A 12775-nucleotide genomic window follows, 5' to 3' on the forward strand; every position below is an offset into this window, starting at 1 on the left:
CTTGTATAACAGAACTTCTATGGTTTAATGACCTTTGTCTGATTCCCGTTTGCATCTGTTTGAATATCGATAATTTGTCCTGACGGTAACTTTATATAGTCAACCCTTCCAGAGGAATCATAGTGATATTCAGCAGAACTAATAAGTAAGAATTTCACAACATTGCTAGGCTCAGATACATTACCCTCTGCATCTTTCGCTTTTACCGTAATTGTGTGAGAAGTGTTTGCCAATAGTCCCGTTACCTTATAGCTATTCGTTGGACTGCTGCCTACTAACATTGTCCCGTTATAGATGTCATAACCTATTACTCCAACATTGTCAGTTGAAGCTGTCCATGTCAGATCTGCACTCGTAGTTGTCTTGTTAGTGATAACTAAATTAGTTGGAGCAGTTGGGGGAGATATATCAATGTAGACAAACACTGTATTGCTTGGGTTAGATACATTCCCCTCCGCGTCTTTCGCTTTTACCGTGAACGTGTAGGAAGTGCTTGCCAATAGTCCCGTTACCTTATAGCTATTCGTTGTACTGCTGCCTATTAATGTTGTCCCGTTATAGATGTCATAACCTATTACTCCAACATTGTCAGTAGAAGCTGTCCATGTTAGATCCGCGCTCGAAGTTGACTTACTAGCGACAGCTAAATTAGTTGGAGCATTAGGGGGCGATGTATCGATGTAGACATACACTGTATTGCTCGGGTTGGAAAGATTGCCACCCCGATCTATTGCTCTGACAGTTATATAATGTGGATAATTAGGACTTATTACGAGTGCACAAATTGTTGAAGACTCTTGACGAATGTACTCGTTATTGTCATAGATGTGATAGCTATATACCCCTACGTCATCTGTAGATTCTATCCATTTCAACGTTACGCTCCCAATTGTCTTGCTGACAATAGTTAAATTTCTTGGAGCAGTTGGACTTTGCGAATCTGTACTTACTGAAACATCATTATATATTGAAATATTTCCATTAGTATCAATCGCTCGAATTTTAAAGTTGTAAATACGATCGCCATACAGACCGGTTACCGTGTAGCTGAATGTTGATGCATTTACTGTTGCAATAATGTGTTCTTCTATCCTATTGTCATCTGTAATTGTAGTAGTAAAAATCTGATATCCTAAAACACCAACATCATCGGTTGACGCGTCCCATGCCAGAGTTACACTTGTTGCTGTCCTATCTATGACCCTGAAAAAATCCGGCATGGAAGGAGGTTGTTCTTCCCTTATCGTAAACCGGGCATTAAAGCTGTTAAAATCGTCGTACGCACGTAACAATATATAGTAATTCTCCCCTGCATTCATTCTAATGCTTACGCTTGAAAAATTCCCTTCTCCCCAATCATCATTTAGTACTAATAATGATTCGAATTCTGAATCTCTATAAACTTGGATCTCGGTATCATTATTAGATCCTATCCCTTTATAAGGCCCTGTGAATAAGCGATAATTTGCTGTTATTCTTGGTTTAAACAGATAAAATCCCGCTTTAAAAATGTCCATTGTTAAATCAATTGGACTATCAAGTTCAAGAGGTACAAATTGGTTGGGTACCTTTTCCAATATAATTCTTGCATGAACCCCTTGGTTCTCTGAGCCTGAGAGCTTTATATAATATGTAGTTGAATATGGTGAAACTAAATTATTAACAATCTGGACATTCAAATATGAAAAAGGGCTATTTAAGTAATCGTCGTTATAATCTATACAGGTCTTTAAATTCTGGTCTATGCACAGAGTTAAAAACGTATCATTCGCTCCCTCATTCTCATTATTATTGAAATAAGTTGTTCGGATTCGATAAGTTCCATTTAGTAAGACTCTGAACGTAAATACCTTATACTCGTAGGGGGCATTATGAACATCTATGGGTTGGTTAAATAAAATTGCTTGCGATTCAGGGGGGTTCTCTATTGAAAAACTTATAGAAATGGAAGTTGTTGTCTTGTTAATTAACTTAATATAATAAGTTGTCCCTGTAGTTAAGTCAGCAAGAAGATCTGGATATGACATATTTCTCCCTGAAGTTGATGCCATCAAGTCCGTCAATGTTGCATCCCTGTATATTTTTAGATCGCAACTCCATAAATCTTCATATTTTGAATACCAACCATGAAGTCGGTATTGCTTCGACTCATCTGCCTGGAAACTGAATACACGATATTCACCCGCGGCAACAGTAACATTTTTTACGTTACCAAATGAAATTGGCTCAGGTGTTACTGCAGTGATTGTTGACATCAAGCTTTGTCCATACACAGATTGAGCTACACCGTACACTGATTGAGTTACTCCATACACATGTTGAGTTACACTATTATTTTGCTTGTCATGAACAGGTTTTTTTAGTTGAACTTTGTATGTATCAATGGCATTTTGCAATTTATTTTTAAATACATCCAGAAATTCCCGATTTAATCTCTGTTTTGTTATGATCTTATTACTTATTTCGTTGCTTTTCATCTTGTTTTCCTTTGAAGATACGGACGTCAACATTGATTTGTATTCATTGCTTAGCTCGATACTTTTATCCAGTATCTTTTTGGTGAGTTCGATGTTCCCTTCACTAGCGGCAGAATTTAATAAAACATCAAGTTCCGAAAAATAACCTGTGATTGAGCTCTCAATTGGATTGGTTTCAACTGACTCATCTACGTTTTCTAGCATTGTTACATCTTGTTTATTTTGTTCCAGTTTTAAATTGTCTATGGGTCTAAATACATTAGCAAGATTAATAGTTCCATGTCCGTACTCATTCGGTTGACCCAGTGGTTCAGTACTTTGATATAACACATTAGTTATTTCTTCCGAATCCAAACTCCTGTCTCTTGACCACAAAACGGCTGCTGCCCCCGTTACATATGCCGCGGACATTGAAGTACCACTCTGCATACCGTACTGGCCATTCAAAACAGTACTTAGAATTTGTTCACCTGGAGCTACCATATCCAGTTCTTGACCAGTACTTGAATACATCGATCTTTCATTTGAACGGCCAATCGATCCAACCGATAAGACTTCGGAATAACGTGCAGGAAATAATAGTGTTTCTACCCCCGCCCCTTTGTTTCCAGCTGCAGCAATGAAAAGAATGCCCTGGTCTTTAGCTTCTTTGATGACCTGATGAAGTATTTTGCTATCCTCTACACCGCCAAAGCTCATAGTAATTATGTTGATTTTGTTTTCAACACACCAATCTATTGCCTGAATAATCGAACTATAGTAACCAACTCCAGCTTTGTCGAGAACCTTTAGTGCATACAGTTCTGCATTCGGAGAAATACCAACAACCCCGATTCCATTTTTTTGGGAATTGATGATTCCCGCAACATGAGTCCCATGACCATTATCATCTTCGTAATTGACATCCTCTATAAAAGAAATTCCCCCACTTACTTTCAGATCTGGGTGACTCGTTGATATTCCTGTATCAAGTACTGCAATTTTAATACCTTGACCAAGAAAACCTTGGTTATGTGCATAAACCGCATTCGTCACTTCGGCTCCCCAAGGAACTATCTCTTGACTACTATTGTTCTCAGAATTATCATCGACACTTAGGATCGAAGCACTCGAATCTCGCTCAACTAACTCAACGTCAGGGTCTTTTAGTAACTTTTCATAGTCATCCTCTTTTAAGTTAAGAACAATGTAGTTTCTTAGTAGTTTCATACCCTTGGTATTTAAACCCATTTTCCCCATCCATGCGCCTTTATCAACGTTTCCCTTGAGTTTTACTATCCATTGTGAACTATTATCGAATGATTTTAAATTATGTGCGGATACAACAATTGAATATGAAGGAAGCATAGTTGCCAGAATTAGAAAAGCTATTATTATCCTTTTTAATATAATCATGTATTTAGGCTCCTCTTTACTTTATTAAATAGCAAAAAGAAAACGATTGCGTTTTATAACAACTACTCTATCTTTAAACAGTAAACGTGAGTGCATTCTAAAATAAAACTATGATAAGCAGACAAGAATGGGGAAACACGTAAAGGAACAAATTATCCGTTCGTATGATCATCCTTTCAACGGTATATATTTACATGTAATTACATATATAGCAATTTTATATCAGTCTAATTAGCAAATATTGTCCTATTTTGTAGTTTACAAACATTTAATAAATCTAAGATCAAGAAGTAACCCCTAGGAAGGTTAAAGGACAATTACATTAGCTCGGTCTCAGAAGAGGAGCTTGTATTGATGAAGGAGGGACAGATACGGGGTAAATTTATGAATGTGAGCTATTTTGCCATAAATCAAATGATCGCAAAAAAATAGACCAACAACTTTGCAAGTTGTTGGTCTACTGGCATTTATTAATCGCCTAAAAACGCTTTTTTCATCCGTTCAAAAATGGTCTGCTCCTGCTCGTGCGTATGCTCGCCGGACAGCTGGGCGAATTCGCGAAGCAGGTCTTTTTGCTTCTCGTTCAAATTCGTCGGCGTGACGATGACCACCTTCACGTGCTGATCGCCTTGACCGTAGCCGCGCAGACGCGGCACGCCCTTGCCTTTCAGGCGGAAATACGTATCGGTCTGGGTGCCCGCCGGAATTTTCAGCTTGACCTTCTCGGTCAGCGTCGGAATTTCAATCTCATCCCCGAGCGCCGCTTGCGTGAACGTGAGCGGCACCTCGCAGTAAATGTCGTCGCCTTCGCGTTCGAAAAATTCATGCGGCTTCACGCGGATGACCACATACAAATCCCCCGGCGGGCCGCCCCGCGATCCGGCCTCCCCTTCGCCCGATACGCGCAGCTGCGCGCCGTCGTCGACGCCGGCGGGAACCTTGATATGAATCGTGCGCTGCTTTTTCACTTTCCCTGCGCCATGGCACGTGTTGCACTTGTCTCTGACGATCTGCCCCTGGCCGTTGCAGGTCGGACAAACGCGGCGGTTCACGATGCGGCCGAAAGCCGTGTTTTGCACGACCTCCTGCTGCCCGCTGCCGCGGCACGTCGAACACGTCTCCGGCTTCGTTCCCGGCTTCGCTCCGGAGCCTTGACACGTATCGCAAGTCTCAGTGCGCGGAATATGAATATCCGTTTCCTTGCCGAAAACGGCCTCCTTGAACTCGACCGTCATCGTGTACTGCAGGTCGCTGCCGCGCTGAGGCGCATTCGGATTGCGGCGCTGTCCGCCGCCGCCGAAGAACATGTCGAACAGGTCGCCGAAGCCGCCGAAATCGGCACCGCCGCCAAAGCCGCCGCCCATGCCCTGATTCGGGTCGACATGGCCGAAGCGGTCGTATTGCGCCCGCTTCTGGTCGTCGCTCAGGACGTCGTAAGCTTCCTTCGCTTCCTTGAACTTTTGTTCCGCGTCGGGGGCTTTGTTCACGTCGGGGTGATACTCGCGGGCTAGCTTGCGGTAAGCTTTTTTCAGCTCTTCCGGAGAAGCGTCCTTGCAGACCCCAAGCACCTCGTAATAATCGCGTTTACTCATCGTTCCACTCCCATTTCCCACGCCGGAAACAAACGGAAGTCAAAGCCAAGCGGAGCCTGGCTTTGACCGGCGTTTTCCTTAATTTTTCTTGTCGTCGACCACTTCGTAATCGGCGTCCACGACGTTCTCTTTCTTCGCTGCGCCTTCCGCGCCTCCGGCGGCTTGCCCGGCTTGCTGCTGCTGGGCTTGCTCATACAGCTTCACGGACAGCTGCTGCACGACTTGCGTCAGCTCTTCCGTCGCCGCTTTAATTTCGTCGAGGTCGTTTCCTTCAAGCGCTTTTTTCACTTTATCTTTAGCCGCATTGGCTTTGTCGATTTCGCCTTGATCGACCTTGTCGCCAAGATCTTTGATCGTTTTGTCGACCGAATACACAAGCTGGTCCGCGTTGTTGCGCACTTCGACAAGCTCTTTGCGCTTGCGGTCTTCCTCGGCATGCGCCTCGGCATCCTTCATCATGCGGTCGATTTCTTCGTCGCTCAGGCCGCTGGACGAGGTGATCGTAATTTTATGGCTTTTGCCGGTTCCTTTGTCCAGAGCGGATACGTTCACGATACCGTTGGCGTCGATATCGAACGTCACTTCGATTTGCGGAACGCCGCGCGGCGCCGGAGGAATATCGCCGAGAATAAAACGTCCGAGCGTCTTGTTGTCCGCAGCCATCGCGCGCTCGCCCTGCAGCACGTGGATTTCCACGCTCGGCTGGTTGTCCGCGAAGGTCGAAAACACCTGCGACTTGGTCGTCGGGATCGTCGTGTTCCGGTCGATCATCTTCGTAAATACGCCGCCTGCCGTTTCGATGCCAAGAGAAAGCGGAGTCACGTCGAGAAGTACGACGTCTTTCACATCGCCTGTCAGTACGCCTGCTTGAACGGCTGCGCCCAAAGCGACGACTTCGTCCGGGTTGACACCTTTATGCGGCTCTTTGCCGGTCAGCTTTTTAACGGCTTCGACAACGGCAGGAATCCGCGTGGAACCGCCGACGAGCACGATTTTATCGATTTCGTTTGCGGTCAGTCCCGCGTCGCTGAGCGCTTGACGGGTCGGCCCCATCGTTCTTTCCACAAGGTGCGCGGAAAGCTCCTCGAACTTCGCACGGGTCAGGTTCACTTCCAAGTGCTGCGGCACGCCCTCCACGACCGTAATAAACGGCAGGGAGATCGTCGTCGTCAGTACGCCGGAAAGCTCTTTTTTCGCTTTTTCCGCGGCATCCTTCAAACGCTGCACCGCCGCTTTGTCCTTGCTCAGGTCGATGCCCTGCTCTTTTTTGAACTCGGCTACGAGGTAATCGATGATGACTTGGTCGAAGTCGTCGCCGCCGAGACGGTTGTCGCCGCTCGTCGCTTTAACTTCGAAGAAGCCGTCGCCCAGCTCGAGGATCGATACGTCGAACGTACCGCCGCCGAGGTCGTAAACGAGAATCGTTTGATCTTCGGCTTTTTCCAAGCCGTAAGCCAAAGCGGCAGCCGTCGGTTCGTTGACGATACGCAGCACTTCGAGACCGGCGATTTTACCGGCATCCTTCGTCGCTTGACGCTGGCTGTCGTTGAAATATGCCGGTACGGTAATGACCGCTTGCGTAACCGGCTGGCCGAGGTATGCCTCCGCATCGGCTTTCAGCTTTTGCAAAATCATCGCGGAAATTTCTTGCGGCGAGTACTCTTTGCCGTCGATCACTTCTTTATGATTGGTCCCCATGTGACGTTTGATCGAAATGACGGTGCGATCCGGATTCGTGATCGCCTGACGCTTCGCGGTTTCGCCGACGACGCGTTCGCCGTCCTTTTTGAAACCGACGACGGAAGGAGTCGTCCGGTTTCCTTCCGCGTTAGGAATAACGACGGCCTCGCCGCCTTCCATTACGGCCACACAGGAGTTCGTCGTACCTAAGTCGATACCGATAACTTTACTCATGTCAGTTTCCTCCTTGTTCCAATCCTTTTTATGTGTATTACCGAATGATGCGATGCGTTACATGCTGACCTTGACCATCGCCGGTCTGACAACCTTATCTTTCAACATGTAGCCCTTCTGGACTTCCTCCACGACGATGCCTTCTTCATGTTCTTCCGATTCCACCTGCATGATCGCCTGATGGAATTCCGGGTTAAACGGCTGGCCGACCGCATTCATCGGCTGCAATCCTTCTTGGGCCAAAACCTGCTCCAGCTGACGGAACGTCATATCTAAACCCTTGACCAGGGCGTCGAAATCTTTCGTTTCCTTGCTCGTGGACATCGCGCGTTCAAAGTTGTCCACCACCGGCAGCAGCTGCTCGATCAGCTTAAGCGAAGCGTACTTGGCGAATTGCTCCTTCTCCTCGCGCGTACGGCGGCGGAAATTGTCGAAATCCGCCTGCGCCCGCAAGAAGCGTTGGTAATTTTCCTCCGCCAGCTTGCGTGCCGCTTCCAGCTCGCTGTTTTCCGCAGAGGGCTGCTCGCTCGCTTCCTGCGGTTCGCCGGCAGTTTCATCCTGCGCCTCCGCTTCGGCTCCGTATGTAGCCTCCGTCTGCTGCTCCGCCTCTTGCTCTTCTGCGCGATGACCGTTAGTTTTTTCTTCCGTGTTCAAAAATGTCACCTCCCCATGTAGACTTCGCCTGAAGTCCGTGAACGCATGCCGCTTCGTGTCCCGGATCGTGCTTCCGATCACAAAGGCGACCGCTAACGCTTCTCCAGCACGATTCCGTCCACTCCGCTTTCCATCCATCGGACTTCGACGATCTATCTTACTCCTCCGCAGGCTGCTTCATCTTAATGACGGTATGGATTCTCAGCACGGCCGTCGCCACCTCGGAAGCGGCTTCCAAAGCGTGCAGCTTGACGGGTGCCGGATCGACGATGCCGCTTTCCATAAAATCGACCGTGTACCCGGTATCGCAATCGATGCCGATCGAGTCGCTTTTCGCGGCGATCTGCGCCGCCTTCACTTCTTCGACCTTCTCCAGCGGGTTGTACCCCGCGTTGACGACAATTTGCGCGAGCGGCTTGCGCAAAGCCTGGGCGACGGCCGTCACGCCGAAGCCCTCCATGCCCTGCACCGTCTCGCGGTATCGGTCGAGCTCATGCGCAACCGCGATCTCGACGGCGCCGCCGCCTGGCAGATAGCCGCCCTTCAGCGCGGCCTGCACCGCCGAGGCGGCATCCCGCGCGATGCGGGAGCGCTCGCCGACGACCTCGCTCGTGCTCGCGCCGACGACGATCGACGCGGTCGGCTTGCCGCGGCCTTGCTTGATTCGCACGCACTCGAGCCGCTCGTCGTACGCGATGTGTCCGGCGTGGCCGAGATAAATCGCGATTTCGGCCACCGGCTTCTTCAAAGCGCCGCGGCGGATCGGCTTCGCGCCGGTATATTCGGCGATCCGCTTCAGATCGTCGCGCGTCACGCGCTGCAGCACCATGATGCCGTGATCGGTGCAAAACTGCTCCGCCTCCGGATCGACGCCGCGATCCGCTACAATCAGACCGATCCGCAGATCGGTCAGCTTTTCCAGGCTGGCCCGGAACTGCTCCTTGAGCTGCAAATACCTCTGGAAGCCTGCGTCCGTCATCAGCGCTTCCTCGTCGATCGTCTCCGGCTCGAGCGCGTCCTGTACGACGAGCACCGGTCCGGAAAACGGTTCAAAATCGAGCTGGGAGTTCATCGGCACCTTCGGAATAAGCAGCCCCGGCCATACCTCGCTGCCGGTTTTGCCGTGCGAAGTGACCAGATCGGCGAAGCGGAAGCCTTCTTCCTTCAGTTTGTCGGCTCCGAGCTGCCGCACCGCATCGATGATCAGGCGCGCGATATCGCTCTGCTCGCGGCCGGCAATATAGGCGATCCGGTGCAGCACCGGATCGTCATGCCCCGTGATCTCGCGAGCTCGATCCCGCATCGACGCCAGCGCCCGCATGACGCCGTCCTGGATGCCGCGCACCACCTTCGCCACAGGCACCCCGCGCGTCACCTGCGTAACGCCTTCGGCGATCAGCGCCCCGGCGAGCACCGTGGCGGTCGTCGTGCCGTCGCCGACCTGCCTCTGCTGCGCGCGCGCCACTTGAATGAGGAGGCGCGCCGCCGGATGCGTCACGTCCATTTTTTCCAAAATGGTCACGCCGTCATTGGTGATGATCACTTCCCCGTGACCGCCGACGAGCATCGTATCGAGCCCCTTCGGACCGAGGGTGCCTTCCACCGCGGAGCAGATCGCCCGTACCGCCCCGGCGTTGTTCAGCAGCGTCGCGTATTTTTCTTCATTTTCGTGAACTCCCTGCTTCGATTGACTCATCTATACCAGCGCCCCATCACGTGATTGAGCTCTTTGGAGATTCGGTCCAGCAGATGAATGACCTTCCCGTACTCCATCCGCGTCGGACCCAAAATGCCGATCGTTCCGAGCGTCTGTCCGTCAACCGAATACGTCGCGGTGATCAGGCTGCAATCGTTGATCGCTTCGATCTGATTTTCCTGGCCGATGCGCACCTGAATGCCGGAGGGCGTTTCGGCAAACAGCCTGACGAGCGTATGCGTCTCGGAAAGCATATCAAGAATAGTCTTCACTTTTTCCACATCTTTAAACTCAGGCTGAGTGAGCATATTCGTGGTGCCGCTTAAGAAAACGCGGTCTTCCTCGCCGGCGTCAAGAACGCCGTTCAGCATTCCGAGCAGCTCCTCATAGCCGGAGACGTACCGGCTCATTTCCTGGCTGATTTCGTTAAAAAGCTTCGTCTTGAACTGGTAGAGCGGCACGTTGATCAAGCGGCTGTTAAGCAGGTTGACCATCTTCTCCACCTCGGACATTTGCACGCCTTCGGGGATCGTGACGGTCTTGTTCTCGACCTGGCCGGTGTTGGTGACGATGATCGCCACCGCAGTTTGCTCGTTAAGCGGCACGATTTGCAGACGCTTGAGCGTCGTGTTGAAAACCTCCGGCCCAAGTACAATCGATGTATAGTTGGTAAGATTGGACAAAATCATCGCAACCTGCTGGATGACCTGCTCCATCTCCTGAATTTTCTCGGCAAAATAAAGCTTGAGCCCGTCGACCTCATCGTTGCTGACGCTGCCGTATTTGACCAGGTGGTCGACATAATACCGGTACCCCTTGTGCGAAGGGATGCGGCCTGCAGACGTATGCGGCTGCTCAAGAAAGCCCATTTCTTCCAAATCGGACATTTCGTTGCGAATGGTGGCGGGGCTGAAGCCGACATTGCCCCGTTTGGAAATGCTGCGCGAGCCGACCGGCTCCGCGGAACGAATGTAGTCATCTACGATAGCGCTTAGGATTTGTCTTTGTCGTTCGGTTAACATATCCGCCCCTCCTCTTGCCCGCTAAACCTTTAGCTGTCCGTCGTTAGCACTCTTTGATCCTGAGTGCTAACTCATGTTATAAAAATAACAGACCCTAAGGTCTGTTGTCAAGTCAATCCAGCCGTTTGAGCACGGCGATTTCGTCGCAGCAGTGCTGCTTTTTGCAGTGAATGCAGTCCTTCCATACCTTCTCCGGAAAAATTTCCTTCGGAACGACCGTAAACCCGTTGCGCTCGAAAAAAGCGACCTCGTACGTCAGCGCCATCACTTTGGCGATCTTTTGCCGGCGGGCTTCTTCCACCAGATGATTTACGATCATTTTGCCGATGCCCTGCCCTTTATACCCCTCGCTTACGCCGAGAGAGCGGATCTCGACCAAATCCTGGCCGAGCCGGGTGAGTGAACCGCAGCCGATGAACCGATCGTCGTTTTCCTGTACGGCTATGACGAACGTGTCGATCTGATCGGTGAGCATTTCCTTGGAACGCGGCAGCATGATGCCTTTTTCCGCATAGCCTTGAATAATTTCGTATAAATGATCGACGTCCCGCTCCGTCGCTTTTCTGCATGTCACTGTTACTGTCATGTAGTCATCCCCACCCGTTTCGCTCTAAATTATATATGAATAAATATACAACAAAGCGAATAAAACATTCAATCATTTTTTTTATGGGCAGAGGATCGCTTCAATTTAGGCGGGCTTTGTCAGCTCAAAAATTCCGCAAACACTTCGTTGCCGAGCAGCAGCCCTTGCGGGGATAAGCGATATCCGTCCGCGGCTCGTTCGATCAGTCCGTTAGCCAGCAGTTTATTCAGCGTCGGCGCAAAAATATCCTCTATCGACAAACCTCCGAACTGCTCCGAGAAATCCCGGTTGCTTACGCCTTTCAGCATGCGCAGCCCGACCATCATAAAGTCCTCCATCGCTTCCTGCCCGGTCACTTCGAACTGCTCCAAACGGGGAAGTGCACCGCGGGTCGCATCGATATACGGCTGAACCCCCTTAATATTGACGTGTCGCTGTCCGTTTACGTAGCCGTGCGCCCCGGCGCCGATGCCGTAATAGCTGCGGTTGCGCCAGTACATGCTGTTATGGCGGCTTTCGAACCCGGGCCTCGCAAAATTGCTGATTTCATACTGCTCGTAGCCCGCTTCGCCCAGTCTCTTCATTATATAAAGGAACATTTGCAGCTCCTCGTCTTCGTCGGGAAGCGGAAGCTGGTTTTTCTGGTACAGCGTATGAAACAAGGTGTTTTCTTCGACCTTCAGGCTGTAGATGGAGTAATGCTTCAAATCGAGCGCCAAAGCTTCGTTCAGCGTTTCTTCCATGATTTTAAGCGTCTGCTTCGGCAGTCCGAACATCAAATCGATGGACAAGTTGGCGAAGCCGACTTTCCGCGCATTTTCCAGACTGCGGTAGACGTCGTCCGTATTGTGAATCCGCCCGATTTCCGCCAGCAAGCCGTTGTCGAACGACTGCACCCCGAAGCTGATCCGGTTGACGCCGCCTTCCTTCATCGCCTGCAGCTTTTCCTCATCCGTCGTGCCCGGGTTCGCTTCCATCGTAAACTCCAGCTGCTCGTGATCCGTCGGAAAATAGGTGCGGACAATCCGCAAAAATCGCTCCATCTGGTCCGGCAGCAGCACCGTCGGCGTCCCGCCGCCGACAAAGATCGTTTCGACCGTCCGCGGCGGGACAAGCCGCACCGTCTGCTCCATCTCCCGCTCCAGCGCGTCCAAATAGTCCGCCACCGGCTGGCCTTTCAGCACATAGGAGTTGAAGTCGCAATAATGGCATTTGTTCGTGCAGAACGGAATATGAATATACACCGCGCTCGGCGTTTCTTGTCGTACCGTTACGTTCATGGCAGGCTCCATATTTCAATAGTTTTGGAAATATTGTATCACAGCTGCACAGCGGCAGCATAAAGGAAAATATTTGTTCGGGCTGATCCACCATGTCCCGATATTGTGCAAGGCTCATACGAGGCCGCTTGGCTCATACAAAGAAAGTAACCCACTTCA

General features: G+C 50.0%; 8 protein-coding genes. All 8 read right to left on the minus strand.

Features of this window, described 5'->3' with window-relative positions:
* Window positions 1-17 precede the first annotated feature (17 nt).
* Window positions 18-3872, minus strand: coding sequence for a S8 family serine peptidase (locus MYS68_RS15805; protein WP_248926755.1), 3855 nt, complete (start codon window positions 3870-3872; stop codon window positions 18-20).
* A gap of 470 nt (window positions 3873-4342) precedes the next feature.
* A complete protein-coding gene (gene dnaJ / locus MYS68_RS15810; protein ID WP_248926756.1) occupies window positions 4343-5464 on the minus strand; it encodes a molecular chaperone DnaJ in 1122 nt (373 codons plus the stop codon).
* A gap of 78 nt (window positions 5465-5542) precedes the next feature.
* Window positions 5543-7378 (minus strand): molecular chaperone DnaK, encoded by a 1836-nt coding sequence (dnaK, locus tag MYS68_RS15815; protein ID WP_248926757.1) that lies wholly within the window; start codon window positions 7376-7378, stop codon window positions 5543-5545.
* Window positions 7379-7435: 57 nt separating this feature from the next.
* Window positions 7436-8032, minus strand: coding sequence for a nucleotide exchange factor GrpE (gene grpE, locus MYS68_RS15820; RefSeq protein WP_248926758.1), 597 nt, complete (start codon window positions 8030-8032; stop codon window positions 7436-7438).
* Between the two features lie 157 nt (window positions 8033-8189).
* Window positions 8190-9728 (minus strand): TCP-1/cpn60 chaperonin family protein, encoded by a 1539-nt coding sequence (locus MYS68_RS15825; RefSeq protein WP_248926759.1) that lies wholly within the window; start codon window positions 9726-9728, stop codon window positions 8190-8192.
* Window positions 9725-10750, minus strand: a complete 1026-nt coding sequence (gene hrcA / locus MYS68_RS15830) for a heat-inducible transcriptional repressor HrcA (RefSeq protein ID WP_248926760.1) — start codon at window positions 10748-10750, stop codon at window positions 9725-9727. The genes MYS68_RS15825 and hrcA overlap by 4 nt, the downstream gene beginning before the upstream one ends.
* Before the next feature lie 112 nt (window positions 10751-10862).
* On the minus strand, window positions 10863-11336 hold the full coding sequence (locus MYS68_RS15835) for an N-acetyltransferase (RefSeq protein ID WP_248926761.1): 474 nt from the start codon (window positions 11334-11336) through the stop codon (window positions 10863-10865).
* A 119-nt stretch (window positions 11337-11455) separates the two neighbouring features.
* Entirely contained in the window at window positions 11456-12616 is a 1161-nt protein-coding gene (gene hemW, locus MYS68_RS15840; RefSeq protein WP_248926762.1) for a radical SAM family heme chaperone HemW, read from the minus strand.
* Window positions 12617-12775 lie beyond the last annotated feature (159 nt).

The organism is Paenibacillus hamazuiensis, from assembly GCF_023276405.1.
Taxonomy (GTDB): Bacteria; Bacillota; Bacilli; order Paenibacillales; family NBRC-103111; genus Paenibacillus_AF; species Paenibacillus_AF hamazuiensis.